Below are 18,204 nucleotides of genomic sequence, written 5' to 3' on the forward strand. Positions count from 1 at the left end.
CCCGGTGGTCTTACGGGTGCCTGAAATAGAGGTCGAGGAGCTTTCGTTTACTTACGCCGGTAAAGGGGAGCCAGCGTTAAGGAACGTTAGCTTGGAAGTAGACAAGGGCGAAGTGGTGCTTCTTGCCGGTAGGAGCGGGAGCGGGAAATCTACGCTTTTAAAGGCCATCAATGGGCTGATACCCCATAGGTACTCGGGAACTTATAAGGGAGCCGTCAGGGTAAGGGGGCTTACCGTAGCAGAAACTCCCGTCTACGAATTGTCGAGAATTGTAGGCACAGTTATGCAGGAGGTCTCGAAGCAACTATTTCTGCCAACAGTAGCGGATGACGTAGCGTTTGGCCCCTCCAACCTATGCATCGAGAGAGAGGAAATTGAGAGGAGGGTTGAAGAGGCGCTGAGTAGACTCGGCATACTGCACCTGAAGGATCGCGACGTGAACGAGCTGAGTGGCGGCGAGAAACAGAGAGTAGCCATAGCCGGCGTCTTAGCCATGAAGCCCGAAATAATACTCATGGATGAGCCTCTAGCCAATCTCGATAGCGAAGGTGTAGCCACGGTTCAAGAGGTGATAAAGAGTTTCCGCGAAGAGGGAAAAACAGTCGTAATAGCGGAACACAGAGTTGAGGAAGTTCTGGAGGTAGGGGTGGACCGGGTCTTCGTGATGAGAGAGGGAACCATAGTTAGGGAGGTGGAGAGAGTAGAGGAGCTCGCCAACTTTGCGGATGAACTGAAGGTTCCAGCAGAGGCTTACTTGCCCCCGGGCATCGTGGAGGCTCCACGCATCTCTCTGCCGCATCACTCTCCGGGGGTAGTCGCCGTAGAGTTTAGGAATGTGAGCTTTAGCTACGAGGACAAGCCCGTACTCAAAGGGATAAACCTTGAGATACGCGAGGGGGAGAGAGTCGCGCTTCTCGGAAACAATGGCGCCGGTAAAAGCACAATGGCGAAGCTCATGCTCGGCTTGCTTAAACCTACGGAGGGTAGCGTCCTGGTCTACGGACGGGATACCCACACGATGGAAGTCTATGAAGTCGCGCCGATGGTCGGGCTAGTGTTTCAGGATCCTTTCAGCATGCTATTCGCGGAGACCGTGCGAGAAGAAATAGCATTTGGGCCTAGAAATCTGGGAGTTCCGCCCTCCGAGATACCTGGGAGAGTGGAGGAGGCGGCGGAGAGGTGCTTTGTGAAGCACTTGCTCGACTTCTCCCCCTTTGCGTCTAGCCATGGGGAGAAGAAGAGAATATGCGTTGCCTCAATACTATCTATGAAGCCAAGGATTCTGGTGCTGGACGAGCCTACAGCGGGGCAGGACTACGCTACATATACTGCTTTCATGGAGTTCGTAGACTCCCTGGTAAACGCCGGCGTCATTAAAACACTTGTACTAATAACGCATGACACCGATCTCGCAGTGGAATACACAGACAGAACAATAGTGCTTGCTAACGGAGAGATAGTGGCAGACGGACCAACTAGGAAAGTGCTTTCAGACTCCTCTGTGCTTGCAAAGGGGAAGATTCGTGAGACAAGCCTTATTAGGCTAGGCAAAAGGCTCACCGGTGGAAACTACATCTTGTCGAGAAAAGAACTAGCTATGCTAGCACGTAGCAGGACGCATTCGTAGCACTTAAACGCTAGACCGCGAACCTCCTTCCAGAAAACCATTTTAAATACTTCCGGTTAGTTTTTCTCGGGTTTGGCTGGTGGCGGCGCTGGGTAGGAGGGAGTGGGAGAGGCTTATCAAGGCTTTGGAGGAGGATAGGGAGCTTAGGTACGCGTTAGCCGGTTTGCTGGGCTTCAGGGATTTGCTCGAGAAGATGGACGCGACGCTGAGCGAGATAAAGGCTTTGAGGGAGGGACAGGAGCAACTGTGGAGAAAACAGGAGAAGCTGTGGGGAGAGGTGAGAAAGCTCTGGGAGGAAGTCAGAGCGCTGAGAGAGGATCAAAGAAAGCTGTGGGAAGAGGTAAAAGCTCTGAGGGAAAACCAGGAAAAGCTATGGGAGGAAGTGAAGTCCCTCAGAGAGGGGCAGGGAAAGCTATGGGAAGAAGTTAAGGCGCTGAGAGAGGATCAGAGGAGGCTGTGGGAGGAGGTGAAGGCTCTCAGGGAAAACCAGGAAAAATTATGGGAGGAAGTTAGAGCTTTAAGAGAGGACCAGGGGAAGCTGTGGGAAGGCCAGCAGAGGCTCTGGGAGGAGGTCAGGGCGCTGAGAGAAGGGCAGGAGAGGTTGCGTGGAGATGTGGATGGGCTACGCGCCAGTTTTAGGCAACTAGGCGAAGCTGTTGGCATGACACTCGAGTTCTACGCCGCCGCTTTCCTGGAGAGACTCCTGGCGGAGAAGGGGTACCCGGAGGCTAGGGTCAGGGTTGGCGTCAACCTAGCGTACAAAGGCGTACTAGTAGAGCTCGACCTCTTCTGCGAGGAGCCGTTGCTAGTGGGGGAAGTGACTACCTACCTGCGCTCCGCCGAGGATGCCGAGAGGGAGGCGGCTAAGCTTATGGAGAGAGTTAAGGTAGTCGAGGAGATCAGCGGGAGAAAAGTGGAGCTAGCAGTGCTGGCTGTAGCGAACCTCGGCAGAGAAGCCCTAGAGGTCCTGGAGAAGCTACATAGAGAGAAAGGAGTACTGGTCGTAACCGGTAGAGAACTAGAGTACCCCTAAACCACTCAAAACCCAGCCGCCGGTGCATGCTCCGCGCGCCCAGGAGAAGCCTTTAAGCATTCTTCCCGTATTTCTGAGCGTTAGGTATTTATAGGACCTGGAAACAGGGCTTGAAGGGCACTTGGGTACCACCCTTAAGGAAAGCTCGGGTGTAAAGAGAAGGATAAGCACGCAGGACGTTGCCCTCGTCGCCGTTATGGCTGCTCTCGCCAACGTCCTGGGCTTCTTCGCTATACCTGGCCCCTGGAACATACAGTTCAGCATGACCGGGATCCCGATACTTCTAGTAGCCTTCACGAGAGGCCCTCTGCTAGGAGCCCTTACAGGCCTCCTCGGCGGCTACGTCCAGGCGGTGAAGTACGGGTGGGAGGGCTACGTTGTCTACACAGCCATACAGGGCGGCGTGGCAGGCTTCTTCGCGAAGAAGGTGAGACTGCTCAGGGTACTAGCGCCTCCATTCTTCTTCTTCGGCGGCTTCTTCTTAACGTGGTGGGTCGACCAGATGAGGTACGGCAAGGTGACCTTCGAGGACCTAGTATCAATGACCCAGCGAGCCGTGGCGGCAGGTCCGGAGACCGGGCTGGCCGTGCCCTACGTCTCCATAGTCAGCGGCGTTGTGGCAGCGGCGGTAGCCGCCCTGCTGGTCCTAAGGTTCCCCGAGAATAGAAGGTTGTTGCTCACGCTGGCTGGCTGCATGGGGGCCATAGCCTACGTGCCCTACGATGCCTTCGCCCTCTACGTTGTGCAACAGTACCCGTGGATCCCCACGTGGTTCGTGCTGGCAAAGGACCTAGTCCAGGACTTCGTAGCGGCAGGCATCACGGCCAGCATACTCGAGAACAAGAGGGTTAGGAGGCTACTGGGGGGTGCGTAGGAGTGGGCGAAGTAGTTAGAGTGGAAAACCTGTCTTTCTCTTACCCCAACGGGAGGAGGGCGCTGGACTCCGTAAGCCTCTCGATAAGCCAAGGCGAGTTCGTCGCGGTTATGGGTCCTTCCCCGTCCGGCAAGTCCACGCTGGTCTACGCCCTCTCGGGCCTGATACCGCACTGCGTAAAAGGCGAGATTAAGGGGTCAGTGAAGGTAGACGGGCTGGACACCAGGGAGCACCCCGTAGCAGAGCTGGCGAAGCGCGTCGGCGTAATCCTGCAGGACCCGGAGGCTCAGCTACTCGAGCTCCGGGCGGTAGACGAGGTGGCATTACCCCTGGAGAACCTGGGGGTCCCGGCGGAGGAGATAAGGCTCAGGGTCGGCGAGGCGCTGGAGATGGTCGGGCTTAGGGGGTACGAGGAGAGGAGCCCCTCGGAGCTCTCCGGGGGCGAGAAGCAAAGGCTAGCCATAGCCTCCGTACTGGCCCTCAGGCCTAAGGTCATAGTGCTGGACGAGCCGACGGCGAACGTAGACCCTCCGGGAACACTGCAGGTCTACGAGACCTTGAAGAGGCTAAACGAGGAACACGGCCTGACGGTTATAGTCGTGGAGAACAAGGTGGAGGTAGCGCGGAGGTACGCTAAGAGGGCCGTGCTCATGGAGGGAGGGCGCGTGGTAGCCGACGGGGAGCCGAGCAAGGTGCTCCGCTCCGACGTTCTCGCTAGGCTGGGGCTGGACGCCCGCCCGGCGAGGCGCCCTGCGAAGGCGAGGGCGGGTAGCCGCGGGCGCGAGGTGGTCAGGTTCGAGGAAGTGAGCTTCAGGTATCCCGACGGGACTCTGGCCCTCGACCACGTGGATTTAACGCTTAGGGAGGGCGAGGTAGTCTTCCTGATGGGTAGGAACGGTAGCGGTAAAAGCACCCTGGTGAAGCACATGAACGGTCTTCTCAAGCCGAGCAGCGGGAGGGTGCTCGTCGACGGCTGCGACACTCGGACGTGCCCTACTTACAGGCTGTCGAGGATAGTGGGGCTGGTTTTCCAGAACCCGGCGCACCAGATAGTAGGGGAGAGCGTGTACGACGAGATAGCGATGGGGCTCCGGCACCTGGGTGTAGGCGGGGACGATGTTAGGAGAGAGGTCGCGAGGATCGCCAGGGCGTTCGAGCTGGAAGACAAGCTGGACATGATACCGGAGGAGCTCAGCGTCGGTGAGCTCAAGAGGTTGATGATAGCGTCGATCGTAGCGATGAGGCCCAAGGTCCTAGTCCTCGACGAGCCTATGACGGGGATGACCAGTGCCCACTCGAGGAGGGTGCTGGACACCGTCCTGGGGATGCTGGGGGAAAGCTCTACAATCGTTGTCATAACACACGACCCGCGGTTGGCGTTCGAGTACGCCACGAGAGTCGTTGTGATGTCAAGGGGTAGGGTTGTGCAGGACGGCTCTCCAGAGGTGCTGGCCCGGTGCGAGCTTCTCTCAAGCTACCTGGAGGTGGTGCCGGATGTTCAGGTATGGCGGCATAACCGTGATCCACAGGCTTGACCCTAGAGCGAAGATTGTGTGGCTAACCTCGCTGATGGTGATTGCCCTGATAGTGATCGACCCGCTATACCTGCTACCCCCGCTAGCCTTCGCGGTAGCATTCCTCCTGCTGTCTAGGGTATACGAGCTTAAGGAGTTCCACTCGAAGTGGATAATGTCGACCCTCCTCGGGAGCACGCTACTACTAGTGCTCTTCAACGGCCTCTTCGCCGCAGTTGAGGTGAAAAAGGGCACCGTGCTGTTCTACATCAGCTTCCTCGGGTTGAAGTACCCGGTAACCGTCGAGGGCTTCTACCTAGGGGTGGGAGCCGCGCTGAGGCTACTAGTGATAATGCTCAGCTTTCTAACCGTAGCCTTCACCACGTACCCAAGAGACCTGGCGAACTCCCTGGAGAAGGTGGGGTTACCCTACGAACTGACCTTTACGGTAGCCCTAACCTTCAGGTTCATACCGTTCCTCGAAGAGGAGGCGAGGAGGATAGCCGACGCTCTCAAGTCCAGGGGCTACAGGGGGTTCGAGGAGGGAGGCTTCCTCGAGAGGCTTAGGGCTTACTCCACACTGTTCACCGTTCTCATCGTTAACAGCCTGAGCCTCGTTAGAAGGGTTGGAATGGTCTTGGAGGCCAGGTGCTTCGGCGCGTCGCCCAGGAGGAGCAGCCTGAGGGAGTACAGGTTCAGGAGGGAGGACTACCTGGTCGTAGCATCCTCCCTCCTGCTCCTAGCGTTGTACATAGTCCTCAGGTACTGCTACGGGCTGGGGTGGCTCGAGTATGCGCACGGCTACGTCTGAGGGAAAAGCTAGGCTGGTCAGAGTGGATACCCCCGTAGAGGGAGTGGTACTCTACAGGGTGGTAAGGGAGGACCTGCCTAGAAACCAGTACATCATGGTGTGCGACGAGGTGCTCGAGATCCACACGAAGCCGTGGCTCTGCGGCGAAAAGCTCCACGAGCTAGCCAGGGAGGTGGCCGTCAAGTTCCTCAAAGTGCTGTACCACGAGCTACCCCTGAGGGGCGTTCCGCTAAGCAGGCTGTGCGAGTTGACGATAATGTCCGGGGGCATGTACTACATGATCGACGAAGCCTTCAAGGATGTCTTCGGGAGGAGCCTTCAGAGGTGCATCGTGGGCGCGAAGCGCTACCCGATGGGGGACGGCGCGTGGGATGTTGACATAAGCTACGAGAACTTCGAGGCTCTACCCGATAGAGCCATAGTCATAGTCGGCGATACCATAGCGACCGGGGCCACTCTATCGGGCTCGCTACTCAGGCTTAAGCAAGCCGCGCTGGAAAAGGGCTACAGGGTGGACAAGGTAGCCGTTCTGACGATATCGGGCGCCGTCGAGGGTAGCCGAAGGCTGAGAAAAGTGGAGGAAGAGTTCAGGAAGACGTGGAAAGACTTCGAGCTGTACGTGTTCAACTGCTGCGCGCTGTTCGGCCTCGAACCCAATGGAACCGACATGCCGTACGGGCACCCGGACACTATAGCCCCGGAGGACGTAGTCTCCACCGTAAACGAGCGCCTAACCCCGCAGCTTGCTAGAAGGCTTTGCAGCATATTCGACTGGGGGGACAGGACCAAGAACCCGGAGAAGCACCTCAGAGAGCTCGTGGAGCTAGCCGAGAGGCTACGGCACGAGTGTAGCGACGACGGGTGCCTCAAAGTACTCGATATCATAAAGGCTAAAGCTAGCGAAGAGCTAAAGGCGAGAATGAACCCTGTAGCCCTGAGGCACCGACACGAATAAAAAAAATATTTTATTAGCTGAAGATCCTGGCCTCTGTCTCTTTGTCGAAGAAGTGTAGCTTCGAGGGGTCAAGGTATACCTTGACTCTCTCCGACTCGGGCTTCTCTCGACTCCTCGCCCTGAGGATGACATCGCCCACGCTTACCAGCACTACGTACTCTCCTCCCAGGTTCTCCGTGACCCAGACGCTTCCCTCGACTTCTATGAAGCCTGGGGAGGCCGTTAAATGGACGTCCTCGGGCCTTATGCCCACTATGACCCTCTTGCCGCTGTACTCCTCGAGACTCCCCGCGCCCACAGGCAGAACCACGAAGCCGACGTCGACACCTCTAGGCGTAACCGTGCCTTCGAAGAGGTTTATGGGGGGCGACCCTATGAAGTGCGCGACAAACCTGCTCGAAGGCTTGCTGTATATCTCCTCCGGGGGTCCCACTTGGAGTACCCTTCCTCTGTTCATTACCGCTACCCTGTCGGCTAGAACCATTGCTTCCACCTGGTCGTGCGTTACGTAGATCGTGGTGAGGCGGGTATCGCGCTGGAGCCTTTTTAGCTCCGCCCTCGCCTGCACCCTGAGGAGGGCATCGAGGTTGCTCAGAGGCTCGTCCATGAGCAGTACGCGCGGCGTCACTGCCAGCGCCCTGGCAACCGCGACCCTCTGTCTCTGCCCACCCGAGAGTTGCTGCGGGTACCTGTCGAGGAGATCCTCTATCTGCACGAGCCGCGCCGCCTCCCTAACCCTGCGCTCGATCTCCTCCGGAGGGTAGCCCTGCACCTTGAGTGGTAACGCAATGTTATCGTACACCTTCATGTGCGGCCACACGGCGTAGCTCTGGAACACCATCGAGATCTTCCTCTTGCCGGGGGGTAGCCTCGTCACGTCCTCCTCTCCGAAGAACACCCTCCCCTCGTCCGGCTCCTCTAGGCCCGCGATTATTCGGAGAGTCGTTGTCTTGCCGCAACCGCTGGGCCCCAGGAGTACGAAGAACTCTCCCTCCTTGACCTCCAGGCTAACGTCGTCCACCGCGACTACCTTCCCGTACCGCTTGGTAACGTGCTCCAGCCTAACCCCCACCATCCTAGCTCACCCGGGCACCTCCCCACATAACCGTGAGGTACTTCCTCATGTAGAGCATGACTATGAACGCCGGGAGCGCTAAAAGCGTCGCCGCGGCGAACCTGTACGGGTCAGGGGCAGCCGCGCCCGTCGAGAGTATAGTCGTCGCTACCGTGAGGGCAGGCAGGGTGCGCTCCTTGAGCGTGAGTATCGTCGAGGCGAAGACCTCGTTCCAAGAGGTGACGAACGTGAACATAGCCGCCGCGGAGAGCCCCGGGAGGGCCAGCGGGGCAGTGATCTTCGTGAATACCTGGACCCTCGACAGACCGAAGACTAGGCCCGCCTCCTCGAGGTCCCTCGGTATGCTGACAAATATGCTCGAAGTTATTAGGACCACGAAGGGGAGCGCTAGCGCCGCGTGAACCAGCGCAACTCCCAGCAGGGAGTCGTAGAGCCCTAGCCGTATGTAGAGGCTTGCGAGAGGTATCGCCATCACCATGACGGGGAACATCCTCATCGACAGCACGGCGAGCCTGTAAGAGTCCTTGCCCCTGAACACCCACCTCCCCACGGCGTACCCCGCTGGAACGCCTACGGCGAAGCTTATAGCTATGGTTAGGAAGGCTACTAATACGCTCCTCGCCATAGCGTCGAGGGCCCCGAGCTCGAGGAACACATTCACGTTTTCCAGCGTGTACTTGGTCGGAATAACGTGGCGGTAGTAGTCCTCGGGATCCGCGAATGCTGCTAGCATGGTGTAGGCCAGGGGGACGAGTATCCAAGCCGAGAGCAGTGCCCCCACGATTGACAACAAGATAGACCTCCTGACCGGCATCCCTAGCCCACCTCGGGCGTTCTCAGCGCGCGGAGGTAGAACGCCCCGAGCGCGAAGGTAACAGCCCCTATGAGCAGGGACCACGCGGCCGCCGTCGGCACGTCCATCACCAGTGTGTACTGGTAGAAGGCTTCCGTCGCGAGCACGGGTATGTCGAAGCCGGCGAGGATTAGCACCGGTGCGAATGTCTGTAGCGCGAAGAGGGTCCTTATGATTAGCGCCGACTGTATGCTCGGCTTGAGGAGCGGTAGCGTGACGTACCGGAGTTTCTGGAGGGAGCTTAGCCCGAAGACGTCCGCCGCCTCGAGAAGCTCGCGGTTAATAGTCTGGAACCCGGCGTAGATGTTTATGAAGACTATCGCGGTTGCCCTCCAGACCTCGGTGAGCACTATTGCCAGGAACTCCATGTTCCGGAAAGCGTAGCCGAAGAACTGTATCGGGGAGGATATCAGCCCTGCCTCCATTAGGAGCTTGTTGAGGAAACCCCTCGATGAGAGCATAGTGTACCATATCAGCGCCGCCGAGACGTCGCTCAGCGCCAGCGGCACAGTGAAGAAGTAGAGCGAGACCTCCCTACCGGGGAAGCGCTGAACGAGTACAAGCGAAGCTAGCAGGGCTAAGGCGAACTGTGCCGGGACTATCGCTAATAGGAGGAGGAACGTGTTCACGAGGACCTCCGAGAATCTCTCCGAGGTCAGTATCCTCACGATGGGTATGGAGCCGTGGGAGTCCGGGAGAAGGGCCCAGGAGAGGGACTGGACTAGGGGGTAGCCTATGAAGGCGAGCATGTAGAGCATGCTGGGGAGTATCAAGAGGTAGGGCATAGCCTTAGACGGAGAAAAAAACCTGTTATTCACGGCTGGGACACCGCTTAGGGAGGCGGTATCTTCAGCTCCTTGAATATGCTGTCAAGCTTTCCGGCGTCGTCGGCTAGAACCGCCTGGATGTCCTCTCCTTTGAGCACGATCCTCGTGAAGGCATCGCGGTACACGGAGTTGAAGCTTCCAGCCTTGGCGCCGAGCGGCGGTATCATAACCGCTATGGAGTCTGGGGCCGCCATCTGAGCGGACACACCGTCAGCCAGCTTCTTTATGGGACCCGTTATCGCCGGGCTTGCCTCCTTAACTGTCGGGAAGAAGCCTACGTTCTCGGCCACCTTGGCCTGAACCTCTGGCCTCGTCAGGAACTCTACGAGCTTCCACGCCGAGTCCTGGTCGGGGGCTCCCTTGGGTATAGCGAGCCCTGCTAGAACCACTATGTAGCCTCTCCCTTTGGGTCCCCGCGGCACGGGGCACACCGTGAACTGGTCGGGCGAGGTCGTTATAGCGGCTTTCACCCGGGCGACGTGGTCCCACGCGATCCAGACGTCACCTTTGAGCAAGGGGTCCGCCATTGCGTCGTACGTCGTGCTGGCAGGGTTCGTGTACTTCCAGAGCTCCCTCAGGTACTTCCAAAGCTCCACGGCCTCCGGGGAGTTGAACGCCTTCGCCTGGTACCCCGTGTAGGACGGGTAGAGGTAGCCGTGGAGGAACCTATGGAGGAGCCCTCCGCCCCCCGCCGGTAACCCTACTGCCTGCTTCCCGGTCTTCTCGTAGATGTTCTTGGCCCACGCTAGGAGCGCGTCGTACGTCCACTTGTCGGTTCCCTTTATCACGTCGTCCTTCGTAAGGCCCGGCGGCAGGTAGTCGAAGGCCTTGTTGTTCACCACGATAACGAAGGTCGCGGTCATCCAGGGAACCATGGCCTTAATGCCGTACATCTTCGAGGCCTGCTCGAGCGCTGGGTAGAACGTCCTGCCGGGTAGGGAGCCGAACTTAGAAAGATCCTCTACAAGCCCCTTGCTGGCGAAGTAGTCCACCTCCGAGGAGAGACCTCCGATTATGTTGGTCGAGACCTTCCCGGAGTTGACCTCTGCTTCTACCTTCGCCACCATGTCGGTGTAGCCTAGCGGCACGAAGTCGACCTTTATGCCCGTCTCGTTCCCGAACCGGGATAGTAGAGACCTCATGAAAGCTTGCTCGGTGGGAGGGCTGAGCTGCGTCGAGACGAACGTTAGGGTGACAGACTTCGGCTTCGGCCGGTAGAGAACGTAGGCGGCGAGGGCTACCAGGACAACTAGTGCTACTACCGCTGCTACCAGTACCTTTTTCTGGGGCATGCTTTATCGATTACTTTGTAGAAAACTTCGTTATAAATTTTTCTGATAATCAATTACTCTGCACCCGGCGCTCTCCGGCTTTTTAAGGCGGGATGAAAAACTTTTTATTAATTCATTGTTAAGAAAAAGTCGTGAGCTCAGACAGCCTAGTCGAGATGTTCCGAGTGCTCGGTGCAGGCAGACCCGAGGCAGAGATCTACCAGGCGTTACTGAAGTACGGTCCCTCCACTCTTCGCGAGCTTAGCGACAAGGTGGACATGGTTGGATCGCAGCTCCATCAATACCTCAAGAGGCTGGTAAGGCTTGGGCTGGTAGAGGTCAGCAGGGGCAAGCCCAGCATATACAGGGCTGTCTCCGTGGAAACGTTTGACGCCATATACAGGAGCAGGGTCGAGAGCCTCAGGAAGAATGCTCTCGAGAGGCTGAAATCCATTTCCGCGCAGGCGCACCCAGCCTCGCGGGAGTACGGGGTCTACGTGCTACGTAGCTGGAGAGCGTTCCGCATTCGGGGGCTCGAGTACATACGGTCCGCTAAGTGCGACGTCATAGTGTGCGGCGACAGCTCGTTCGTGAAGCCGTACTGGGAGGAGCTGAGAAAGAAGGAGGAAGAAGGGGTTAACGTCTTCGTCATTCTCTACGAGCTACCAGGCATACCGGTCAGGGAGGACGAGGTGGTCGTCAGGAAGGCTAGGAAGGCTGTCTCCGGGGATATGATGGTGGTCGTGGACTCCCGGGTTGCGCTTGTGGCGCAAAGGAGGCTCGGTCCCGGCGAGAGACCCGAGTACGGTCTATCCGTGGAAGAGCCCGTGCTGATAGACTACTTGGAGCAGGATTTCTTCAACCGCTGGCTGAGGGGTAGCGTTATAAGGGATGAGCCTGTGCGCCTGCCATCCTGCTTCACCGTGAACAGGCTCGCACTCATCGAGGCACAGAGGCTCCTCTCAGAGGGAAGGAGGCTGAGCCTAACGGCGTACGGGCGGTACACGGGCTCCCGGGGAGAAGCCATCGTCGAGGGGATAGTGCGGGACGCCGTCGTAGACCAGGCAACGGGCGTGGCGCACTTCGTGGTGGACACGCGCGCCGGGAGCATCAGGATAGGGGGGCCCGACGCCGTAGTAGAGGAGTTTGCCGCGTCGAGAATCGAGTTAAGGGGTGCGTGAAATGGCCAGGATACTGCAGTTCAACTTCGAGGATAAGCTAGCCCAGTACGCAGACCGCGTTACCGGCGCGGACATAGTGGGGCTCGCGGCTGAGCTCCACTGCGACACTGTAGTCATCTTCGCGAGGGACGCCTGGGGGAGGGCGTACTACGACAGCGCCGTTGCAAGGAAGGTAGCAAGCCTGAAGTCCAGAGACTTGCTACGCGAAGTAGTGGAGGAGGCTCACAGGCGCGGAATAAAGGTCGTGGCGATGATAGGGCATACGACGAACCCGGAGCTGTACAGCTCCCACCCCGAGTGGGCTCAGCGCGACAGGAACGGGAGGGTAATACACATGGACACGGATCCCCAGGGCGTTAAGGACAAGGTTAGGTGGCCGCTCATGTGCCTGAACTCCCCGTTCCTCGACTACGTGCTCAGGGAGGCGGAGGAGGTCCTGCGCTATGGTGTCGACGGCGTGTTCCTCGACTCGTTCAGGTACATGCCCGACGTGGAGAGAGCCTGCTTCTGCGAGAACTGCAGGAAGGCTTACGCGGAGGAGGTCGGAGGAGAGCTACCGTCGGAGGAAGACTGGGACAGCGAGGCCTTCAGGAGGGCCTTCGCGTGGAGGTACAGGGTGAACGTGAAGGCTCTCGAGAGAGTTAAGGACTTCGTGAGAAAGGCGAAGCCGGGAGCCTTCCTCGTGTACAACAGCCACCCAGCCGGCTGGAGGGGCAGGGCGAACACGATAGTCGAGATGTCCAGGAACGCCGTCGACGTCGTCTTCGCCGAGGGCTCCGAGGCTGACTACCAGCCGCCGGGCTTCCTCGCCGAGATAGTCAAGCTGTCCAAGGCTATGGGTGCAAAGAGGGTTTGGGCAACCCGCAACTCGTTCCACATGGCCCTCACAACAACCACGACGAGCCCCGTAGTAGTAAGGCAGGGGATACGCGAGATATTCGCGGCGGGAGGGGAGCCCATGCTCCTGGTATTCAGCTCCGCCTTCGTTCAGTCCCCGAAGGGGCTGAAGGCAGCCGCCCAGGCTTTCAGAGAAGTAGAGGCGCTAGAAGAGTACATGGAGGGGGCCGAGCGGCTACGCTACGCGGGCGTAGTCTACTCGAATAGGAGCAGGGACTGGCTCGGGCGGAGCGACCCGAGGCACGTGACGGACGAGGCGAGGGGGCTCTACTACGCGCTGGCGTACAGCGGGTACCCTGTCGACTTCGTATCCGACACCCAGCTGGACTCGGGAGAGCTGAAGGGCTACAGAGTGCTCCTCCTGGGCAGTGTCGCCAGTATGTCGAGAAGGGGGGTAGCGTCGCTCGCAGAGCGCGCCGCGAGAGGCCTTGGAGTCGTAGCCACGTACCTGACGTCCACGATGGACGAGGACGGGCGCCAGCTAGAGGAGTTCCAGCTATCGGAGCTACTCGGAGTCTCGTACAAGGGGGTTCTCGAACTACCGTGGAGCTACGTCCTCCCACACGGCGAGCACCCCGTGACGGAGGGACTCCAGGGCGAGGCTATCCTCTGGGGCGACTACGATAGGGTGTTCAACGGTAGAAGGGTTCCGCCGAGCATCGCGTGGCACGCTCGCGTGAAGGCACTCGAAGGAACCTCGGTGCTGGGATACGTGGGCGAGCCCGCCGGGGAGTACGGCTACGAGTACGAGAACGGGAGGTCTCCGCCCCTCCTGGGGTCGCCTACAGGGGCACCGGCCATCACCGCGAGGGAGGAACCTCGCGTCGTGTACTTCTCCGGACAACTCGGCAGGCTGTTCTGGAGGACCGGCCTCCCCCAGCACGAAGCGCTGATACTCAACGCCGCCAGGTGGGCCGGCGGAGAGCCCCCGCTGAAGCTGGAGAGCGAGGGACTCGTTCTCGTCGAGCCTTACACGAGAAGCGGTCAGCTAGTCGTGCACCTCGTGAACCTAACGTACGACAGGAGGATCATTGTACGCGGAAACACCGCGGATCCCGATGCCTGGCACTCGACGAGCGAGAGCGTGATGCCGCCTAGGCGCGTAGTACCCGTTGAAGCACACCTACGCCTAAGAGGCTTCGCCCCGAAGAAAGCCTACTCCCCCCTAACCTCGAAGAAGTACGAGGTAGAGACTAAGGGCGAGGAGGTTGCTATAAGAGTACCCCTCGAGGAGTACGAGGTACTGGTGCTCGACCTCTAACGCGCGCCCGGCTTTTCTCTCTTCTCATCTTCTCAAGAGGGATCTGCGGAGCAACCGCTACGCCCAGCCGGTCTTCTTGTCTATAACCAGCGTCCTATCCGCCGGCACGACTAGGTACAGCTTCGATCCAACATCGTAGTTCTCCCTGGCCTCGACTCTAAGGGTGACGCCCTCCGAGACCCTCACCCGGTAATCGTACACGTCCCCGAGGTACGTCTTCCTAACCACGACCCCCTCGAAAACGTTCACCCTGGACTCGTCGACTTTCTCTGGGCGCGTCCCCCGTAGCTCGATGTAGCCTGGCCTTACCCCCACTATAACGGGGGCCTTCTCGTGCACCCTCTTTGTGTACGCCTTCACGTAAAGCCCGTCGCCCACCCTGACGAGGACGTAGCCTTCCCCTAGGAACTCCTCGATGCGTCCCTCCAGGAAGTTTATCTTGCCTATAAAGTCCGCGACGAAGGCGTTGGCAGGCTCTTCGTATATTTCCCTCGGAGTACCTATCTGCACTATTCTGCCGTCCTTCATGACGGCTATCCTATCCGAGAGTGCTAGGGCCTCTGCCTGGTCGTGCGTTACGTACACGGCTGTTACTCCGAGCTTTCTCTGAAGCTCTTTCAGCTCGAACCTCATCTCCTCGCGGAGCTTGGCGTCCAAGTTGCTCAAAGGCTCGTCCAGCAGTATTACCCGCGGCTGAACAGCCAGTGCGCGCGCCAAGGCGACTCTCTGCTGCTGACCCCCGCTCAGCTGGTGGGGGTACCTGTCTTTCAACTCGTAGAGCCTGACTATCTCCAGCGCCTCTTTAACTCTCCTTTGAACCTCGTCTGCAGGCATGCCCCTAGCCCTGAGCGGGAAGGCCACGTTGTCGTAGACCGTCATATGGGGCCAAAGAGCGTAGTTCTGGAAAACCATCCCCATGCCCCGCTTCTCGGGAGGAGCGTTCGTGATGTCCTCGCCCTCTACCAGCACCCTTCCCTCGTCTGGCACCGTTAGGCCGGCTATTATCCTAAGAGTAGTAGTCTTGCCACAGCCGCTGGGGCCCAGTAGGCCGAGCATTTCTCCCCTCTCAACCGAGAAGCTCACGTGGTCTACGGCGAGCACTTTACCGTAGCGTTTAACCAGGTTCTCAGCGCTTAGGTACGGCATATAGCCCACTCACCCCCTGCCCGGGATCCCCTCCTCGGAGGACGAGAGGGGAGGCTTCGCGGAGTTCAAGGCGCAATCCCGCCTCATTATGAGGCAATAAACTTTATGTATTTTTTGGCGGAATTATATTTGGTGCAGGCATTATGCCAAAGCTCAAAGTCCTAGGAATACTTCTCGTAATCGTACTAGCAGTAGCCATCGGCGCATTGGTATACTTTGGCTCTAAACCTTCTCAGCCGGCTACACCGGCAAAGGCTGTCGTCGAGCTACCGACCGGCGAAAGAATAGAGGTTCCGGAGAACGTCGCCGGCAAGGTGGTATTCTACACAAGTATACCAGACGTCATCGTAAATTCTTGGAAGGGTAACTGGAGCAAGTACTTCGGGTCTACGATATCGCTGGAGGTCTGGAGGTCCGGGACGGGGAAAGTGGTCGCTAAGCTCCTTGCGGAGAAAAAGGCCGGTAGCGTGGAGGCAGACGTTGTCTACATAGCATCACCCTTCGAGTTCGAGACCTTGATAAACGAGAGCATCATAGAGAAGTTCCCCGACATTCCCGAGCTGAAATACATCCCCCAGGAGTACAGGGATCCCAGAGGGTACTACGTGTGGGGAAGAGTGCTTGTAATGGTGATAGTGTATAACCCGAACATAGTGACTGACCCGCCGAAGTCGTGGCAGGACTTGGTGAAGCCTGAGTGGAAAGGTAAGGTAGTGATAGCCAACCCACTCTACTCGGGATCCACGCAGGTCGCAGTAGCGGCCCTCGCCTCAAAGTTCGGGTGGAGCTACTTCGAAAAGCTGAAGGAAAACGATGTACTCGTTGTACAAGACGTGCCCGACGTCGCAAGGGTTGTTGCCACGGGTGAGAGACCCGTAGGCGTGACGCTTACAATGTACCTCGGGGCGTACCCCACGCTAAAGTTCGTAGCACCGGAGGAGGGGGCCATAGCGATACCCAGCCCCGTAGGCCTAGTAAAGAACGCCAAGCACCCGGAGGACGCTAAGGTGTTCTTGAGGTTCCTGCTCTCCAAGCTAGGGGCCCAGGCCTTAACCGATGCCTACACCTACTCTACCAGGATTGATGCCCCTGCGCCGAAGGGTCTTCCACCGCTCTCCCAGCTGAAGATCCTGAAGGTAAGCATGGACGAGCTAAGGCCCATTGTGAGCCAAATAAGGGATAAGTGGACGCAGATATTCGGTGGATAAAAAATCTTTATTTTTTTGGGCGTTGCGCTATGGTGCCTAAGTGGCTGACCGTCGCTCTTCTAGTAGCGGCCGTAGCCCTGGTTCTGCCCCCCATACTGCTCATTTTCTCAGATGTGGCAACGCTGGCCGTCGAGGACCCGCAGAGACTGAACTCTCTGCTCTCCAAGCCCTACTACCTGTATAGGCCGCTAGTAAACTCGGTGTTCGTGTGTAGCCTTACGGCTCTCCTGGCCACGCTTGTAGGGCTGATGTTCGCGTGGCTCCTGGCGCGCTACAACATCCCGAGAAGAGAGCTCCTACTCTCCCTGCTCACGGGACCCTACGTGATACCCTCGTTCCTGATAGCAACAGGGTGGATTATGCTCTGGACAAACCGCGGTCTCTACGAGCAGTTCACGGGGATGCGGAGCCCGCTAAACCCCTACGGACCCTTAAACCTCGTTTTCGTGCTCGCTTTGCACAACTACCCGCTCGCCATGCTCTCGATCTACCCCGCGCTACTCAACCTGGACGCAAGCCTGGAGGAAGCCGCTAGGATCCACGGTGTGTCTCCGCGGAGGATAGCCACGGGTATAGTGCTACCCCTCGTGCTACCGAGCGTGCTCTCCGGCTTTATACTGACGTTCGCCTACTCGATCTCGGAGTTTGGTGCCCCGGCGGTGCTAGGCCTCCCCGTGGGGTACACAACGCTTGTAACGCAGATATACTCCCTGATGACCGTGTCCCCCGTGGACTACGCGGCCGCGGAGGTACTCTCGGTTGTGCTCTCCGCTATAAGCCTGCTCGCGCTCTACCTGAACTTCTTCGTGCTTTCGAGAAAGAGGTACGCGGTCGTGACGGGGAAAGCGGCCAGAGTCGAGGAAAGGAAGCCTAGCTACAAGGCTTTCGCGGCGATTGCAACCTCCTTGGTGCTCGTCTACATGCCAATACTGGCCGTAATCGTGGGTTCCCTTGTGAGAACGTGGGGCGAGCCGATAACGCTCTCCAATCTGGGGGTTGACCACTACCTGAAGATACTCGCTATGGAGCGTAGCAGGAGGGCACTCGTAGCTACCCTCCTCCTAAGCCTGGGGGCAGCCAGCATAGCGAGCATCGTAGGGCTACTCGTCGCATATGTTGCCGTCCGCTCCCCCTCGCTACTCTCCAGGATCATAGACTACATAGTCTTCCTCCCGTTCAGCATACCGGGGCTCGTTATAGGCGTGGGGCTCCTGGTAGCGGCTGGTAAGCTTTACGGACCACTCTACGGGACAGTGGGAATCCTGCTCGTAGCTTTCGTGATAAGGTTCCTGCCCTACGCTACTAGGACGCTAGCCCCCGCACTCCTCCAAATAGACGAGAGCCTCGAGGAGGCCTCCAGGATTCACGGAGTAAGCTTCGGCAAAACCCTAGCAAGGGTCGTGCTCCCGCTTTCAGCAGGCGCGCTACTCAGTAGCTGGATCTTCGTCTTCAACAGCTCGATGAAGGAGTTAAGCGCTAGCGCTATACTCTCAACGCAGGTTGAGACCGCGATTGTCGTGGCTTTCCTCCTATTCACGGACGGGTACTTCAGCGACGGGGCAGCGCTCTCAATAATAATCGTCCTGGTAACTCTTCTCCTGACGGCGGTAGCCTCCAAGCTCGCGAAGGGAGGAGCCCTAGCGAGACGGCAAGGCGCGTAGACCCACAGTT

15 protein-coding genes are annotated in these 18,204 nt (G+C 58.4%); 10 read left to right on the plus strand and 5 right to left on the minus strand.

Annotation, left to right across the window (positions count from 1 at the left end):
- Positions 1 to 16: 16 nt before the first annotated feature.
- The 6 genes from TPEN_RS07885 to TPEN_RS07910 all read left to right on the plus strand — a co-directional run bounded on the left by TPEN_RS07885 (position 17) and on the right by TPEN_RS07910 (position 6,814).
- Positions 17 to 1,627, plus strand: coding sequence for an ABC transporter ATP-binding protein (locus TPEN_RS07885; protein WP_245534164.1), 1,611 nt, complete (start codon positions 17 to 19; stop codon positions 1,625 to 1,627).
- 79 nt (positions 1,628 to 1,706) lie between these two features.
- Positions 1,707 to 2,660: a hypothetical protein gene (locus tag TPEN_RS07890; protein WP_011753203.1), complete on the plus strand. Its 954-nt coding sequence runs from the start codon at positions 1,707 to 1,709 to the stop codon at positions 2,658 to 2,660.
- Positions 2,661 to 2,781: 121 nt separating this feature from the next.
- Positions 2,782 to 3,534 (plus strand): ECF transporter S component, encoded by a 753-nt coding sequence (locus TPEN_RS07895; RefSeq protein WP_011753204.1) that lies wholly within the window; start codon positions 2,782 to 2,784, stop codon positions 3,532 to 3,534.
- 2 nt (positions 3,535 to 3,536) lie between these two features.
- Positions 3,537 to 5,069 carry an ABC transporter ATP-binding protein gene (locus TPEN_RS07900; RefSeq protein WP_011753205.1) on the plus strand — a complete coding sequence of 511 codons (1,533 nt, stop codon included), beginning with the start codon at positions 3,537 to 3,539 and terminating at the stop codon, positions 5,067 to 5,069.
- Entirely contained in the window at positions 5,029 to 5,859 is an 831-nt protein-coding gene (locus TPEN_RS07905; RefSeq protein WP_011753206.1) for an energy-coupling factor transporter transmembrane component T family protein, read from the plus strand. The genes TPEN_RS07900 and TPEN_RS07905 overlap by 41 nt, the downstream gene beginning before the upstream one ends.
- A complete protein-coding gene (locus TPEN_RS07910; RefSeq protein WP_011753207.1) occupies positions 5,840 to 6,814 on the plus strand; it encodes a hypothetical protein in 975 nt (324 codons plus the stop codon). Before TPEN_RS07905 ends, TPEN_RS07910 begins: the two co-directional genes overlap by 20 nt.
- 13 nt (positions 6,815 to 6,827) lie before the next feature.
- On the opposite strand, the gene TPEN_RS07915 is transcribed toward TPEN_RS07910, so the two are convergent.
- Genes TPEN_RS07915 through TPEN_RS07930 form a run of 4 tightly spaced genes read right to left on the minus strand, consistent with a single transcriptional unit; the run spans position 6,828 to position 10,861 of the window.
- Positions 6,828 to 7,889: an ABC transporter ATP-binding protein gene (locus TPEN_RS07915; RefSeq protein WP_011753208.1), complete on the minus strand. Its 1,062-nt coding sequence runs from the start codon at positions 7,887 to 7,889 to the stop codon at positions 6,828 to 6,830.
- A gap of 1 nt (position 7,890) precedes the next feature.
- Positions 7,891 to 8,703 carry a carbohydrate ABC transporter permease gene (locus TPEN_RS07920; RefSeq protein ID WP_011753209.1) on the minus strand — a complete coding sequence of 271 codons (813 nt, stop codon included), beginning with the start codon at positions 8,701 to 8,703 and terminating at the stop codon, positions 7,891 to 7,893.
- A 2-nt stretch (positions 8,704 to 8,705) separates the two neighbouring features.
- Entirely contained in the window at positions 8,706 to 9,560 is an 855-nt protein-coding gene (locus TPEN_RS07925; RefSeq protein WP_011753210.1) for a carbohydrate ABC transporter permease, read from the minus strand.
- A 14-nt stretch (positions 9,561 to 9,574) separates the two neighbouring features.
- Positions 9,575 to 10,861 (minus strand): ABC transporter substrate-binding protein, encoded by a 1,287-nt coding sequence (locus tag TPEN_RS07930; RefSeq protein WP_011753211.1) that lies wholly within the window; start codon positions 10,859 to 10,861, stop codon positions 9,575 to 9,577.
- Between the two features lie 131 nt (positions 10,862 to 10,992).
- Between TPEN_RS07930 and TPEN_RS07935 the strand changes: the two genes are divergently transcribed.
- Both TPEN_RS07935 and TPEN_RS07940 read left to right on the plus strand, forming a co-directional pair.
- Positions 10,993 to 12,021 carry a TrmB family transcriptional regulator sugar-binding domain-containing protein gene (locus TPEN_RS07935; protein WP_011753212.1) on the plus strand — a complete coding sequence of 343 codons (1,029 nt, stop codon included), beginning with the start codon at positions 10,993 to 10,995 and terminating at the stop codon, positions 12,019 to 12,021.
- 1 nt (position 12,022) lies between these two features.
- Complete coding sequence (locus tag TPEN_RS07940; RefSeq protein ID WP_011753213.1) at positions 12,023 to 14,179, plus strand: alpha-amylase family protein; 2,157 nt, start codon at positions 12,023 to 12,025, stop codon at positions 14,177 to 14,179.
- 57 nt (positions 14,180 to 14,236) lie between these two features.
- On the opposite strand, the gene TPEN_RS07945 is transcribed toward TPEN_RS07940, so the two are convergent.
- Positions 14,237 to 15,325, minus strand: coding sequence for an ABC transporter ATP-binding protein (locus tag TPEN_RS07945; protein WP_011753214.1), 1,089 nt, complete (start codon positions 15,323 to 15,325; stop codon positions 14,237 to 14,239).
- A gap of 143 nt (positions 15,326 to 15,468) precedes the next feature.
- Here TPEN_RS07945 and TPEN_RS07950 point away from each other — a divergent pair, with 143 nt between their 5' ends.
- Together TPEN_RS07950 and TPEN_RS07955 are read left to right on the plus strand one after the other, a co-directional pair.
- On the plus strand, positions 15,469 to 16,533 hold the full coding sequence (locus tag TPEN_RS07950; protein WP_011753215.1) for an ABC transporter substrate-binding protein: 1,065 nt from the start codon (positions 15,469 to 15,471) through the stop codon (positions 16,531 to 16,533).
- Positions 16,534 to 16,562: 29 nt separating this feature from the next.
- A complete protein-coding gene (locus TPEN_RS07955) occupies positions 16,563 to 18,194 on the plus strand; it encodes an ABC transporter permease (protein ID WP_052885304.1) in 1,632 nt (543 codons plus the stop codon).
- Positions 18,195 to 18,204 lie beyond the last annotated feature (10 nt).

Origin of the sequence: Thermofilum pendens Hrk 5 (genome assembly GCF_000015225.1) — an archaeon.
In the GTDB taxonomy this organism is placed as follows: Archaea; Thermoproteota; Thermoprotei; order Thermofilales; family Thermofilaceae; genus Thermofilum; species Thermofilum pendens.

Excerpts from the sequence above, each read along its gene's own strand:
- TPEN_RS07905 (WP_011753206.1), top strand. The coding sequence starts at position 5,029 with ATGTTCAGGTATGGCGGCATAACCGTGATCCACAGGCTTGACCCTAGA.
- TPEN_RS07910 (WP_011753207.1), top strand. The coding sequence starts at position 5,840 with ATGCGCACGGCTACGTCTGAGGGAAAAGCTAGGCTGGTCAGAGTGGAT.
- TPEN_RS07915 (WP_011753208.1), bottom strand. The coding sequence starts at position 7,889 with ATGGTGGGGGTTAGGCTGGAGCACGTTACCAAGCGGTACGGGAAGGTA.
- TPEN_RS07920 (WP_011753209.1), bottom strand. The coding sequence starts at position 8,703 with ATGCCGGTCAGGAGGTCTATCTTGTTGTCAATCGTGGGGGCACTGCTC.
- TPEN_RS07930 (WP_011753211.1), bottom strand. The coding sequence starts at position 10,861 with ATGCCCCAGAAAAAGGTACTGGTAGCAGCGGTAGTAGCACTAGTTGTC.
- TPEN_RS07940 (WP_011753213.1), top strand. The coding sequence starts at position 12,023 with ATGGCCAGGATACTGCAGTTCAACTTCGAGGATAAGCTAGCCCAGTAC.
- TPEN_RS07945 (WP_011753214.1), bottom strand. The coding sequence starts at position 15,325 with ATGCCGTACCTAAGCGCTGAGAACCTGGTTAAACGCTACGGTAAAGTG.
- TPEN_RS07950 (WP_011753215.1), top strand. The coding sequence starts at position 15,469 with ATGCCAAAGCTCAAAGTCCTAGGAATACTTCTCGTAATCGTACTAGCA.
- TPEN_RS07955 (WP_052885304.1), top strand. The coding sequence starts at position 16,563 with ATGGTGCCTAAGTGGCTGACCGTCGCTCTTCTAGTAGCGGCCGTAGCC.